General features: G+C 39.5%; 12 protein-coding genes and 3 pseudogenes. 10 read left to right on the top strand and 5 right to left on the bottom strand.

The window, feature by feature from the left end:
- Nucleotides 1-242 precede the first annotated feature (242 nt).
- The 7 genes and pseudogenes from NSTC731_RS04730 to NSTC731_RS04700 form a co-directional block, all read left to right on the top strand.
- Nucleotides 243-2,549, top strand: coding sequence for an ATP-binding protein (locus tag NSTC731_RS04730; protein WP_445629833.1), 2,307 nt, complete (start codon nt 243-245; stop codon nt 2,547-2,549).
- A complete protein-coding gene (locus tag NSTC731_RS04725) occupies nt 2,494-2,940 on the top strand; it encodes a response regulator (protein ID WP_114080291.1) in 447 nt (148 codons plus the stop codon). The genes NSTC731_RS04730 and NSTC731_RS04725 overlap by 56 nt, the downstream gene beginning before the upstream one ends.
- A gap of 116 nt (nt 2,941-3,056) precedes the next feature.
- Nucleotides 3,057-4,220, top strand: coding sequence for an ATP-binding protein (locus NSTC731_RS04720; RefSeq protein ID WP_445629832.1), 1,164 nt, complete (start codon nt 3,057-3,059; stop codon nt 4,218-4,220).
- A gap of 657 nt (nt 4,221-4,877) precedes the next feature.
- Complete coding sequence (locus NSTC731_RS04715) at nt 4,878-5,486, top strand: helix-turn-helix domain-containing protein (protein ID WP_445629831.1); 609 nt, start codon at nt 4,878-4,880, stop codon at nt 5,484-5,486.
- Nucleotides 5,401-6,345 (top strand): annotated as a pseudogene (locus NSTC731_RS04710) (cysteine peptidase family C39 domain-containing protein); the annotation flags it as partial. The gene NSTC731_RS04715 and the pseudogene NSTC731_RS04710, both read left to right, overlap by 86 nt.
- Before the next feature lie 73 nt (nt 6,346-6,418).
- Entirely contained in the window at nt 6,419-6,862 is a 444-nt protein-coding gene (locus NSTC731_RS04705; protein WP_445629830.1) for a hypothetical protein, read from the top strand.
- Between the two features lie 23 nt (nt 6,863-6,885).
- Nucleotides 6,886-7,422, top strand: a pseudogene (locus NSTC731_RS04700) (ISAzo13-like element transposase-related protein); the annotation flags it as partial.
- A 290-nt stretch (nt 7,423-7,712) separates the two neighbouring features.
- On the opposite strand, the pseudogene NSTC731_RS04695 reads toward NSTC731_RS04700, so the two are convergent.
- The 4 genes and pseudogenes from NSTC731_RS04695 to trmB form a co-directional block, all read right to left on the bottom strand.
- Nucleotides 7,713-8,069, bottom strand: a pseudogene (locus tag NSTC731_RS04695) (T3SS effector HopA1 family protein); the annotation flags it as partial.
- Nucleotides 8,070-8,680: 611 nt separating this feature from the next.
- A complete protein-coding gene (locus NSTC731_RS04690) occupies nt 8,681-9,118 on the bottom strand; it encodes a nitrogen fixation protein (RefSeq protein ID WP_445629829.1) in 438 nt (145 codons plus the stop codon).
- 144 nt (nt 9,119-9,262) lie between these two features.
- Complete coding sequence (locus NSTC731_RS04685; protein WP_445629828.1) at nt 9,263-9,559, bottom strand: hypothetical protein; 297 nt, start codon at nt 9,557-9,559, stop codon at nt 9,263-9,265.
- A 439-nt stretch (nt 9,560-9,998) separates the two neighbouring features.
- Nucleotides 9,999-10,646, bottom strand: a complete 648-nt coding sequence (gene trmB, locus NSTC731_RS04680; protein WP_445629827.1) for a tRNA (guanosine(46)-N7)-methyltransferase TrmB — start codon at nt 10,644-10,646, stop codon at nt 9,999-10,001.
- A gap of 393 nt (nt 10,647-11,039) precedes the next feature.
- On the opposite strand from trmB, the gene NSTC731_RS04675 reads away from it, so the two are divergent.
- The 3 genes from NSTC731_RS04675 (at nt 11,040) to NSTC731_RS04665 (ending at nt 13,241) form a co-directional block, all read left to right on the top strand.
- A complete protein-coding gene (locus tag NSTC731_RS04675) occupies nt 11,040-11,768 on the top strand; it encodes a MotA/TolQ/ExbB proton channel family protein (RefSeq protein WP_445629826.1) in 729 nt (242 codons plus the stop codon).
- A 42-nt stretch (nt 11,769-11,810) separates the two neighbouring features.
- Nucleotides 11,811-12,503 carry a biopolymer transporter ExbD gene (locus NSTC731_RS04670; protein WP_445629825.1) on the top strand — a complete coding sequence of 231 codons (693 nt, stop codon included), beginning with the start codon at nt 11,811-11,813 and terminating at the stop codon, nt 12,501-12,503.
- Between the two features lie 375 nt (nt 12,504-12,878).
- A complete protein-coding gene (locus NSTC731_RS04665) occupies nt 12,879-13,241 on the top strand; it encodes a phage holin family protein (protein WP_289798955.1) in 363 nt (120 codons plus the stop codon).
- 94 nt (nt 13,242-13,335) lie between these two features.
- On the opposite strand, the gene psb29 is transcribed toward NSTC731_RS04665, so the two are convergent.
- Entirely contained in the window at nt 13,336-14,043 is a 708-nt protein-coding gene (gene psb29, locus NSTC731_RS04660) for a photosystem II biogenesis protein Psp29 (RefSeq protein WP_322694602.1), read from the bottom strand.
- Nucleotides 14,044-14,216: the final 173 nt, after the last annotated feature.

The raw sequence follows: 14,216 nt of genomic DNA, 5'->3' as shown, positions 1-14,216 counted from the left end.
ATATAGAATTGTTCAATCACATGGTTTTCACATTTCTTATCGCTATGTAACTTTAGTCACTGTTAGACTTTTCAAAGCACAAGCAGATAAAACTAAGGCTGCAAAACGCAACACCAGGGCATGGGAAATTAGATACTAAGTAAAAATGATGAATGGAAAATTATAAAATTTTTACATTCATCATTCTGCATTATTATAGATACTCTAGTTTTGATGCTCCCGGACAACACAGGAGGATCGTCATGGAAATGAACTTACAATTGCCAGGTATTAATTTAATTAGCTTGAAAGAGGCACCGATTCATATTTCTAGCCAAATTCAGCCTCATGGTGTCCTGTTAGTCTTGGAGGAGCCTGAGCTAAAAATATTACAAGTTAGCACTAATACGCTAAAGATTTTCGGAATTGCTCCCGAAAATATGTTACATAAAAAACTAGAAGATTTACTCGATCCCTTTCAAATAGAGAGAATTAAAACAGGGCTATCCGGAGAAAATCTTGATTTTATTAATCCCACGAAAGTTTGGGTGCGAAAAAAAGGTGATGAATACGTAGTATTTGATGCAGTATTTCACCGCAATACAGAAGGATTTTTAATCTTGGAGTTAGAACCTGCTCTTACTCAAGAAAATATCCCATTTTTAAGCTTTTATCATCTAGCTAGAGCATCTATCAACCAACTAGAAAAAACAGCAAATCTCCGAGACTTTTGTCAAGTTATCGTTCAAGAAGTTCGGAAAATAACGGAATTTGACAGGGTAATGTTATATAAATTCGATGATGATGGGCATGGTTCCGTTGTCGCTGAAGAAAAGCTAGAAAGCTTAGAACCATATTTAGGGCTGCATTATCCAGAGTCAGATATTCCCAAACCAGCGAGAAAGTTATTTGCTGCTAATTCGATCAGAATCATCCCCGATGCTTATTCTCAGCCAGTCAAGCTTTTTCCTGTCAATAATCCAATTAGCGATCGCCCGATTAATTTAACCAACTCTATTCTCAGAAGTGCTGCTTCCTGTCATACAGAGTACTTGCATAATATGGGTGTAGGTGCTTCGCTGACTATCTCTTTAATTAAAGACCAAAAACTCTGGGGACTAATTGCTTGTCACCATCAATCCCCGAAATATGTTTCCTACGAATTGCGTAAAGCCTGCGAATTTTTGGGACGAGTCATATTTGCAGAAATCTCGGCTAGAGAAGAGACAGAAGACTACTATCACCGGATAAATCTGACACACCTTCAATCAATCTTGATTGAATACATGTCTCAAGAAGAAAACTTCATTGATGGTTTAGTTAAAAACCCTCAACATCTTTTAGATTTGGCCAGCGCTCAAGGTGCAGCCGTGTGTTTTGGCGGAAATTGCACGGTAGTTGGTGAAACCCCTAGAGAAGAAGACCTGAATTTTTTAGTCCAATGGCTAAAAAATAATGTTGAAGAAGAAGTTTTCTATACAGATTCTTTGCCACAGATTTATCCAGATGCCGAAAGTTTTAAAAATGTCGCCAGTGGTTTATTAGCGATTCCCATCGCCAAGCGCAATTATGTTTTGTGGTTCCGACCGGAAGTAATTCAAACTGTAAATTGGGGTGGCGATCCTAATAAGGCGTTTGAAGTTAACCAGTCAGAAGGAAGTGTTCGTCTGTGTCCGCGCAAATCATTTGAATTGTGGAAAGAGACAGTTCGCTTAACATCTTTACCTTGGAAAGATGTAGAAGTTAAAGCAGCATTAGAATTGCGGAAAGCAATTGTTAATATTGTGCTGCGTCAAGCCGATGAACTAGCCCAGTTAGCCCAGGATTTAGAACGTTCTAACGCCGAACTGAAAAAGTTTGCCTACGTCGCCTCCCATGACTTGCAAGAACCACTCAATCAAGTGGTGAATTACGTCCAGCTGTTAGAGATGCGCTATAGCGAAGAACTTGACGAAGATGCTCAGGAGTTTATCAGCTACGCTGTGCAGGGAGTTAGCCTGATGCAGACGTTGATTGATGACGTACTAGCATACTCAAAAGTGGATATGCAAGCGATCGCATTTCAAATGAACGAGGTAGAGACAGCCTTAAATCGGGGATTGGGCAATTTGCGTCAACGCATTAATGAAACTGGGGCTACTATCACTCACGATCCCTTACCCGTAGTCATGGCTGACAGCACCCAACTGATGCAGCTATTTCAAAACCTCATTGGTAACGCCATCAAGTTTCATAGTGACCAGCCGCCACAAATCCATGTGGGAGCAGAAAGAATAGAAGATGCATGGCTATTCTCAGTTCGGGATAATGGAATTGGTATCGATCCAAAATTTAGCGATCGCATTTTTGTAATTTTTCAGCGCTTACACACGCGGGATGAATATACTGGTACAGGTATGGGTTTAGCCATCTGTAAGAAGATTGTCGAATGTCACCGGGGGCGGATCTGGGTAGAGTCAGAACTGGGTGAAGGCGCAACCTTCTACTTTACGATTCCAGTTGGAGGACGCGAACTTGAGCGTAGAAACGGGAGAAAAACACAAAACCATCTTTTTGGTCGAGGACAATAAAGCTGACATTCGCTTAATCCAAGAAGCGTTGAAAAATAGTTCAGTGCCCTACCAAGTGGTAACGGTCAGGGATGGTATAGATGCTATGGCTTATTTACGCCAAGAAGGTGAATATGCTGATGCACTACGCCCTGACCTCATTCTGCTGGATTTGAACTTACCTAAAAAAGACGGTCGAGAAGTGCTGGCGGAAATAAAAGCCGACCCATTACTAAAGCGTATTCCAGTTGTTGTTTTAACAACCTCAAAAAATGAGGATGACATTTTTCACAGCTACGATTTACATGTGAATTGCTATATCACTAAATCTCGCAACCTCAACCAATTATTTCAAATCGTCAAGAGTATTGAAGATTTTTGGCTCTCTACCGTGACGCTACCATCGGAGTAGGCAGGGGGTAGGGGGCAGGGGGCAGGGAGCAGGGGGAGAATAACTAATAACTAATGACAAATGACAAATGACAAATGACAAGATAGAGCAGCAATAGGGGGTGAAACCTGAAGATTATGGTTGTGAGCTACTCAGTAAAAATCTTGTTAATTGAGGATAACCTAGCTTCTGCTAGGTTGCTACAAGAGTTTCTGATGCAAGCCCAGTCCCAAGAGTTTACTCTGGTTCATGTGACCCGATTGGGCGAAGCACTTCAGGAACTAAGTCAATGTAATTATGATGTTATTTTATTAGATTTAACTTTACCTGATAGCCAAGGATTGTCATCTTTACCTCTTCTAATTAGTCAAGCGCCAAGTATACCGATTGTTGTTTTAACAAATACTAATGACGAAGAACTAGCAATTGAAGCAGTGCGGCAAGGGGCGCAAGATTATCTAGTCAAGCGACAGGTAAATGTTGATGTGTTGGTTCGCTCTTTGCGTTATGCGATCGAGCGCAAGCAGGTTTTAGAATCATTACGCACTGTCAATGAAACGTTACAAACTAGGGTTGAAGAACGAACTGCGGAACTCGTAAAAGCGAATGAACTCAACCAGTTCAAATCTGAATTTGTCTCAATGCTCTCCCATGACATTCGCAATCCGCTAAATACTATTCTCTTGGCTGCTGGATTGCTACAAAATCAGGATGAAAGATTAACTAAAGAGAAAAAACAAAATCATTTGCAAATGATTCGCTCGGCAATTAAAAACATGGCGCAGCTATTGGATGAAGTTACATTCATCGGCAAAGCTGATTCTGGTAGACTCGGTTTTGAAGTCATCTGCTTAGATTTAGAAGCTTTTTGTCGCCAAATGGTCGATGAAGTTCGATTGATTGCAAATGATAAGCATCTGACTTTAGTGTTCGCCAGTTTTGGGCAATTAGATGAAGCTTTATGGGATGAAAGCTTACTGCGGCACATTTTGGGCAATTTACTTAGCAATGCTATTAAGTATTCACTACCGGGCGGCATGGTGCGCTTTGAACTAATTGGTCAAGAAAAAGCAGTAATTTTCCGAGTTCAAGATTGGGGAATTGGCATTCCTCAAGAGAACCAAAAACGATTGTTTCAGCCTTTCCGACGGGCGGACAATGTGGGAAACATTCCTGGTACTGGCTTGGGACTAGCGATCGCCAAAAAATGTGTCGATGCACATGGAGGCGAAATTGTAGTTAATAGCCAAGTTGGAGTAGGTACAACCTTTACCGTCACCCTTCCTTTACTAGAAGTTTAAGCGGTTACAGCAATTTTCATATATGGGGAATACAGTTCATTAGACCTCTTGGCATTTGTGCTTTTTGCACTCTTGGGGAAAAGGGTAAAGGTTAAAGGGGAAGGGGATTTTTGCAGAGCCTTTTCCCCTTCCCCCTTCTCCTTTTCCCGACAAATGCCAAGAAGTCTATTATTGGGGCACAATAAATATATTGTGCCTTTACGTATGTGATTTTTCAAACGAATTTTCATCCGTGGTAATGGCAACTCCGTTATCAATTTTTTCTCTGTTCAGAAGAAATTTATGTTTACAAAAAATTTACTAAAATTTAACAACTATTTTCGGAATTTACAAATTGGATTTGTAGCCTAATATAGGCTTACAAAAGGAATATTTAAAAACCGTTGTCAAACATATTATTTAACTCAATTATTTCTTGCATAAAATAAAAAACAAATCGTAATAAGTATTACAGTTACAAAAAAATTAGCTTTTGCAATATCTCTATAAGTAGGATATTGCAAAATTCTGCATCGTTCAGAAAACATTTGTGTGTCCACAAATCTAGTTAATTATACGTGTATGTCGGACTGCCAAAGTAAAATTGAAACAAGATACATAAATTTAACTAACAGTAAGTATTTAACATCATTTCAACGAAAATTACTGTTAGCAAGTTTGGAAAAAACTTTACCCGAATCTTACCAACAACGTATTGAAATCATGTTGTTGGCAGATGAGGGAAAAACCCAAACTGAAATTTGTCAAATTTTGGGATGTTGTCCAGCAACAGCAAGGCATTGGATGCACATAGCCCGAACAGGGATGGCGCACCAATGGCAAGATTGCCCCATTGGTCGCCCGAAGGCAATAAATAACGAGTATTTAGAACGTTTGAAAGAACTGATTAAAGGTAGTCCCCGCGATCATGGGTATTCTTTTAGGCGATGGACAGCTAACTGGCTGGGAAAACATCTAGCGAAAGAATTTGGGATTGAGGTAAGCGATCGCCATATCAAGCGCCTGCTCAAACAGATGGGATTATCCACAGTACCAAAACCCAGCAATTCTGAACAAAACAGCACTGAACAGACTCAAGGTTCCAAAATTTTGATTAATGACCTGAAATCGGCAGTTATTCCTGATAATCACGAATTTTTACCTATTAACTTTGCCAAATTAGCAAAAGATGTAGACATTCATGGCGCAAAATATATTAACTCAGTTAGTAACTCTACAACAGTTCAACAAAATTCTGGGGCATTCTCTTTCGACAGAGGAATTTAAACACTATCTTCAACAAGTTAAATTTATCAACCCGAAAGTCGGCAAATTCTGGCAAGGAACTGATGTTCAGCCAGGAATCTATATTGCGATCGCTGGTAAAGTCAGGTTGCTAGATAGCGCCGATGAGTTAATCGCAACTTTAAAGGCAGGTGACTCATTTGGGGAATTTACCTTGTTTAAGGAGGGAGACTTTAAACCTTACGCTGCCAGGGCTTCAATCAACTTGCAACTGTGCTTTGTTCTGGGTGAAGTTTTATGGCCATTGATGGCTAAATATCCCCAAATTCGAGAGCATTTGTGGGCTAAAGTTCTATCCCGTAATCCTCCACAGGTAGACTCAGAGAATTCTCTAATACTGCCATCTGATTCAAAACGGCTGCATGAAACGAAGGTTTTGTCAACGCCAGCAGTAAAGCCACGCGATAAAAAAATAAGTAAAGCCTATTTTCCCAACTCCACGCAGCGAGTAGGGCATTTATTACAGCGTGTGATTCGGCGCTATCCGTTTTTTGCCCAACAGAGTGGAGCGGATTGCGGTGCAGCTTGTTTAGTGATGGTGTCTCGCTATTGGGGGAAAAACTTTAGTGTAAATCGGCTGCGGGATATTGCCAATGTTGACCGCAATGGCTCGTCACTGCGGGGGTTATCGGCGGCAGCGGAAAGTATTGGTTTTGCCACGCGGCCTGGAAAAGCGAGTCTTGACCAATTAGCGAAGCAAAAATTACCTGCGATCGCTCACTGGGAAGGCAAACATTACATTGTTGTCTACGAAATTACACCCAAATACGTTATTGTCGCCGACCCCGCTATTGGTCAACGCACCCTCAGCCATGCCGAATTTAAAGTCAACTGGACAGGCTCAAGGGGCGACAATCGCCTCTAAACCGAGGCAGATAAAGGTTTTGGAGGCACAGACCCTTGAAAAAAATTGGGTGCTTATTGAGAATGAACTGTATGAGGGTAGTAGGCTTTTCTGTGGGGAGCGGTTTTGTGGTAAAAAAGAATGGTCTCGTAATTTGACCAAGACCGTCGAAATAATGCTGGCATCATTCTATCAAAACTTCTTAGAAAAATACCTAAATAAAGCACAGTTAATCACCCTAAAGATGTTGGTGTGGTTGCTACAAAATCAGAAACAAGTGAAGATAGAAAGATTGGCTGCAACCTTGCCTCTACCAATTCAACAAAACAGTCGTAGACGGCATATACAAAGGTTTTTAACACTAAATGCCTTGAGTGTAGTCTTGTTGTGGTTTCCCATCATTGAAGCAATAATTAACCAACACTTTAAAGTAGGGTCGCAGTTAACCATTGCGATGGATAGAACACAGTGGAAGGAAAATAAGGGACTTCCAGAAAATAAACTATTCCATTAATAATAATGATAATCCTTTTAAAGGAAGATGAACTATTTTTGTACTTGACAGAATCGAAAGTTACAAGTAATTTTATTGTTGATATTTTAGAGGATTTTTGATTAGAACAAAAGCATCGTTTTTCCGATATTCAAACCCTACTTCTAAATCAAGATAATGGGCCACAGAACAGTTCACGACGTACCCTATTTATGAAGCGTATAGTAGAATTTGCCCAAAAACATCAAGTAAATATACGTTTAGCTTACTATCCGCCCTATCATAGTAAATATAATCCGATAGAAAGGACATGGGCAATACTAGAGAATCATTGGAATGGCAGCATTTTAGATGAAGTGGAGACGGCTTTAAAGTTTGCTAGCACTATGAAATGGAAAGGTTCTCATCCAGTAGTTAAGCTAGTACACAAAACTTATGAGAATGGGGTAAAGCTTACAAAAAAAGCTATGTTAAAAATTGAAAAACAGATTGAGCGGCTAACCGATTCTACTCATGAAGTTTTCCCAAATTTAGGTAATTGGTTTATTGATATTTGTTGTAGTAAAACAAAAGTTGTTTGATTTTAATAACAGCATTTATTTAGCTACAAAACATCCCTTATTTACACTGTTTAACTTCAAAGCAGACGACAAGTGTATAGATTCTTCATGCATAGATGAGGGGGAGAAAAGGGAAAGACATAGGCAACCCCTTTTCTCCCTCTTAAAATGATTATCATTCTTGATAAAACCTGTCTCTTGTTTTTCTTGGAATAATTTATTCTTTGGAAGTCCCTTAAGTCCATCGCTAACATCGAAGCATCGGACTATAGCCTAGCCAATCAGTTTATTTCCCTTAACCAATGGAACTACTAATAAATATCTTCAGAGTTGGCATTAAGATATGAACGATGTAATTCGATTCCCACAGAAGAAAATTGTTCACGGATAGCCTGCATTCGCCCTTCAATTGAGTTATCTTCTTGATACCAAGCTGTCAGCAACCCATTTGCTACAATCTGACAGCGATTCATACCAAAACTTTCTTGAACAGCAAATTTTTGGTCTGGTTCTTCTGCCAACCCTAACCCTAGTGCTAGTTGTTTGGTAAATAAAGGAATTTCTGACTTCAAATGCAATTGGTGTTTTTGATAAACAATTTTTAAGAGTTGTCTAACAACTTCATAGTTTCTCTTGTTAAAGTAAAGCACTCCTGAATCGTAGCGTTTCTCTTGTTGATTGTGTCGTTCTTGTTTAACAAGAAGCTTTCTCTCATTTGGTAAAGTAATTAATAAATTAAAATTTTTAGCTGCAACTGGTTCTATTTTAATAGGTAATTGCTTGGACTGATTACATAACCCCTGTTCAACTAAATAATCGACAACATTATAAGAGTTTAAGATAAATATCATAAATTTTAAAAGTATCAACCAATTTTGATGTCAAGAAAACTGTGGTAGTAACTCAACTACCACAGGCTATTTTTCCAAGGATTATTAAAACTTGTACCACACGGCATCAATAAAGCATCTATTACAAATTAATCAAATGTCTGCGGTATATAAATTAAAAATTACGCCCAGCAGTATTAACCTAGTAAATAGCCACCGATGAGAATTATCACATCTCTTAGTACCCCACCCGTAATATTTTTCTCTTCTTCAGACAATTCTAATAGCAGCTCTTGTGCATCTAAACCTTGTTTTCATCTCGCAGATGCATTCACAACAGCTTCTTCAATTAAGTTCGTAATTTCAATTTGACTTATGAGATGTTTGTGATGAATGTTCATTGATATAATATTCTCCTTGAATTACTTAAATCAACTTTGTAGCTTCGTTTAGCCAACAGTCGGTGTCGCCACTTTAAGTAGTAATTCAGAGCGATTGTAGTTATCTGTTATAACTTGTGGACAACGCATACAAGCTGCCTTACCTTCCTGCTGCCACCATCGGCAATCTCGGCGTATAGAACAAGGTGGTAGTTCCTCTACTACCTTTGGCAAGTTTTCTACAACTCGCATTGCTAGACGACAATCTTTACCATCAAAATGTTGACAACCCTTAGTTGCACAGGGTGCAGCCGTCCGAAAAATTTCAGTGGGTGTTACTGGACTAGCTTTTGCTATCAGTTCATCTGTGACAGGTTGGGGGTGCTTAAGATAAGCTACGCGGGGTTCTGTGACTGTACCACCAACGACGCCGAAAACAACACTGTCTTGCCATTCTGGTCTTGCACTAGGGCAAAGTGTAGTCTTTTCAGTAGCGATGTCTTCCATAAATTGAACCTATAATGAATTGTATTTTTAAGCTGATGGAGATTGACAGATAGTTTTGAATTGGACTGCTCTCCATCAACCTAAATAAGCAAATTAAATGTCCAAGAGTTTAATACTGACTGGTAACTTCAAAGACTTGTACTTTCAACTCAAGTTCTGCTCTGCAATTAGTCCACAAATAATTGGTTTTATCACTGGAGTATCATTAATTGGTTTGATCGCACCAGTACCACCTGTAATACCACCTGCAATAATTGGATCGAATTTTGCAACCGTTACAAAACCACCTGCAACGTTTGCCATTTCTTCATCAGACAGAGTTAGCAAAGCATCTTCTAAATCCTGATTGGGGTTCCGTCGTGCTATTGCACTGTTAACAGCATTATCAATCAGATTACTAATGTCTAATTGAAAATCTGAATTTTTTTTATTCCTTTCCATTGTGCTTTTCCTCTGAAGATATAACTAGATATAGGCTTAATAATTAAGTACTGTAATTACCATAGCCTGTATTGTATATATTTTAAGCATGGTAATAATATATTTAACTATATTTTGAAAATTATAATTAGACATAAATAAACCTTTTATGTCACTAAATAATAATTTGAAGTTTTTTGTGAATAACTATTTATTAATAAAATTTATATCTCTCTTAATCACTTCAGCAGCAGAGTTTGTTACTAATTATCAAAGAATATTTAATTAAACTTTTGACCTTTAATAAAACATTTATGTCCCAAACAATTTTCCAAGCTTGGGCAATATTTAATGAAAAGATAATAAGCAAGACTTAAGTAATATTAACAAATATTTATAAGTCTGCTCAATAAAACTTCAAATTCAAAATTTGGGAACAGAGTTGATATTACAAATATCTCTATTCTGTAGTTTTCACTCTTTCAAACAAAGCCCGATAAATAGGTTCACCTTTTTTTTGCGTGCCTATTTCCCTTTCTGTGGAGACTGGTAAGGGGTTTTCAGCCAACCATTCTTCTGTACCAACTTTCTGAAAAGCTGAATTAGCTGCAAAGCGATCGCGCATTTCTACAGCCACAAATTCCATATCTGATTGTAAAAATATCAACCCCCCAACCGCAAGATACTTAGCTAAGTCTGCCACTAGTTCTGGTTGGACTACACGACGTTTAGCGTGGCGGGTTTTAAACCAAGGATCGGGGAATTGAATTGTAACGCGTTGTAAACTTCCTGGAGGGAAGGAAGATAAAAGCGATCGCAGTGAGTTATTCACATTGCAAAATAAATAGTGCAGGTTTGTTAAACCTAACTCAGAACGTAACTTATTTGCCTCCACCACCAGCGGTTCTCGAATTTCCAAGCCGAGAAAATTCCAGTTAGGTTCTATCTTGGCCATATTCAACAAAAACAGTCCCTTAGCGCAGCCAATATCTAAATGTAATTGTTGATTTGGCTTGGCATAAATTTTTTCCCAGTCTTGGTGACTTGCTGGTGTTTGATACTTTTTACCAAGTGGATTAACATGCTGGCGGACTCGGACTGCTGCCAAAATTTTTCTCCTTTACGTGAAAATATCCTCTGTGATTTAGGTTATATCAATTCAAAAAATGTTTGCGACCAGATGCCCACGCTTACTGACGCACACTCTCCCCAAAGCCTAGTAGAGGGTTGGGTAAGGTCTTATCTATGTATTGCATTCTTTTTTTAAATTGGTATTACAAGGAAGTCTAGCAAAAGTATGCCAACAATTACCGGTCTATTATTCGATTGCCTACCCAGCAGCAAGTTAGTACAGCAGTCTCAGTCAAATACATCATCCTTGCACTGTTTTTTTAGGTTTTCGAGAAATTTATATTTTGGAAGTCCCTCATTTTGCATTAATCTCTAGAATTAAAATGCCTTAACACATTTGCTTTAGTCGTGGAGGGAGGAAATTTAAACGGTGGATATTTTAGATTTGTTTTACAAGGGTGGGCCAGCGATGTGGCCTTTACTTATTCTGTCGATTCTAGCTTTGAGTGTGATTTTCGAGCGTATATGGTTCTGGTTGCGAATTTTGACTCAGGAAAAGCAAATAGTTGATCGCGTCTTGGATGCTGCCCAGGATAATTGGGAAGTAGCTGCGGACATAGCAAGAGAAGCAAGCCATCAGCCTGTCGGGCGTTTTCTCTACGCCCCTCTACGTTTTGCCAAAAGTGATGCGGAAACTTTTCGACTAGCACTGGAGGCTACGGCAGAAGACGAATTAGCTGGGATGCGGCGGGGCGAAAAACTTTTAGAAGCCGTGATTGCTCTAGCGCCGTTGCTAGGATTGTTGGGTACAGTTTTGGGTTTAATCCACTCTCTGCGCTCAATTCGGATTGGCGATTTGGGAACTGAATCTACCGCTGGGGTGACTACTGGTATTGGTGAATCCTTAATTAGTACGGCAAGTGGGCTAATAGTTGCCATCATTAGTTTGGTATTTTACCGTCTATTTCAAAGTTTTGTAGTCAACCAAGTCAAAGTTTTTCGGAAGGCAGGGAATGAGATGGAATTGCTCTATCGCCAGTCTCCTCCTGACTTTAGCAATAGGACATCAGCAATTGTGGCAGAAAATTTCACTCCACCCCGCAAGCCAGGAAAGACTAGAGTTTCTGAACCTCCTGAACCCCCGAATACACCTAATTAATAGTCAATAATTCAATCCCCAAACCAGGTTTGTGAGTAAGACATGAAAGTTAATCTACATACTCCAATTGAAGAAGTCCAAATTCAAATCATCCCTTTAATTGATGTCGTTTTTTGTATCCTGACATTTTTTTTATTAGCGGCTTTACAATTTACACGGCAACAGGCAATAAATGTTGATTTGCCTAAAGCCAGCCCTAGTACAGTCTCTGGAATAACGTCACAGAGTGGGAGTGTGATTGTGACCATCGATGCTGTAGGCAATACTTACATAGAAAAACAGCCTGTAAAACAGGAAGATTTGAGACAGAGTTTAAAACAGTATCTCCAAGCAAACCCTAATGCCGTTGTCGTGCTGAATGCTTCGCGCACAGCAACTTACAACGATGTGATTGAGACATTAGATTTGCTACGACAAGTAGGGGGCGATCGCGTTTCTTTGGGAATTATTCCTGGCCCATCTCAACCATCCATAAACTCACCTAACCAGCCTACTGTCCCCTCTTTCCCAATCAATCCTGGTGCTACACCACTTCCAGGAATCAATCCCGAAGGGAATATTACCCCAAAATTCCCCTTAGCACCTAATTCTGTACCCTTTCCTAGCATCACTCAGCCTCCAGCGGGGCAAGGTATCAGTCCGATCAATCCTGGCATTTCTCCCGTAGTTCCTAACTCACCAGCGCCTCAAGCGCCTGTAGCACCCAAACAAACCCAACCTCCTCTTAAAAGGTGAAATAAGAGAAGGGGAATTGGGGATAAGGGGTAAGGGGCATTGGGCATAGGTTATTCTCCTTATCTCCCTTGTCCCCTTGTCCCCCATTCATCACTTTCCATTTCCCCTGCAAGCCTTTTCCCAAACCTAAAGATATCTATAATAAATTTCGGCTAGATAAAAAAAACTGCTAATTTACAAATATATTGGTTGAGCTTTAAAGAATTTTCCACCTATAGACTGAGCAATTCATCACCAATTACCATCCACATTTCATACCAAATTGGGGAAGGATGTCCAAATAGGTTAATAGCTTGAAAAGCGCTTATATCAAGCGTCTTTCAGTGTGTCCTAATTACGAATTACAAATTACTAATTAGTATCAGGGGTTGTGGCATGAATATCGTGACGCTTTTAATTGTTTGGGTCGTAACAGCTATCAGCTTGTTGATAATTAGTAAGCTACCTTTGGGAGTTGAAATTGATACTCCTGGTAAAGCGTTTCTTTCTGCCGCAGTGCTTGGTATCGTAACGGCAATAGTCAGACCGATTTTAAGCCTCATTTTTGCAGTACCAAATCTACTCACATTGGACTTATTATCCGGCATTTTCACATTTATGATTGCCGTGGTTTGTTTTAGTATTGCTGCTTGGTTAGTAGAGGGCTTTCGCTTGCGCTACGGAATTTGGAGCGCTGTTATTGGGGCATTTACGCTGACTATAATTAACAGCTTAATCTACAAAATATTGGGCGTATAAAGCTAATAGTTAGGAGTTAGGAGTAGAGACGCGATTAATCGCGTCTGTACAGGAGTTCACTCATAACTCCTAACTCATCACTGCCAAATTCTAACTATTCATTGGAACTTGGGGGAGCAACTGGGGTAGTTGATTGTTGTTTACGTTGCTCGCGCTTTTTGCGATCGGCTGAGAGGATATCTGCCATCACTACTAGCGCTTGCGCCATTTTATCTAGGTTAGAACGGTATAACTCCAAATCCTTGTTGAGTTTGTCATCAGAGAGATGCAAGCCAGCAGCGATCGCTTTTAGCGCCTCAGTGAGTTGCTTTTCGTCTTTGACTAATTCGGGATCTGACTGTTCTAATAGCGAAAATACACCAATTGCGAACAAACGGTTGTATTTAAAGTTAGGATTATTGGCGATCGCTTGTAGGGTTGCTTGCAAGTCAGCATCTCTATCTAAGTAAGTAGTTTGACCCAGCCATCCAATTAAATCTTTAACTGGCAAACCTTTAGCTACAGCTTGCAATCTCTGGGCATCTTGTCGATATTGTTGCGGATCTTGTTCTATAGCCTGACATAAGGCGTTAAAAATTGATTCTCGATCCCGTTCTGGTTGATAGCCTTCCATGAAGCGATCGAAAGTAGTGACGACACCCAAGGCATAAATTGGATTGTAGCTAAAATCGATATTTACTGACAGCAGATGCATTTCCACCATCAATTCTTCTACTACCCGACGATAAATAGTATTGATCGGACGGGTGTGAAGATTGTAGAAAGTTCGCTTTGTATCAGAGACTGTACGGACGTTATTCACAAATAAAAAAGAAATGTTAAGGGCGACGTATCTTTATTTTCTCGCTTAAAGGCTACTTTGCCAAGTTGAGCTTTTAGCGGGTGATGGTTTCATTTACAATATATACACATTAGAAGTATTTTATAAACTGATAGCTACAGGAGATCGGACCTTTTCTCCTCAAAAACTAGCCA

The sequence above is a fragment of the Nostoc sp. DSM 114167 genome (assembly GCF_052692655.1).
Note: the sequence above shows the minus strand (reverse complement) of the source record. Positions and strands in the feature narration are given on the sequence as shown.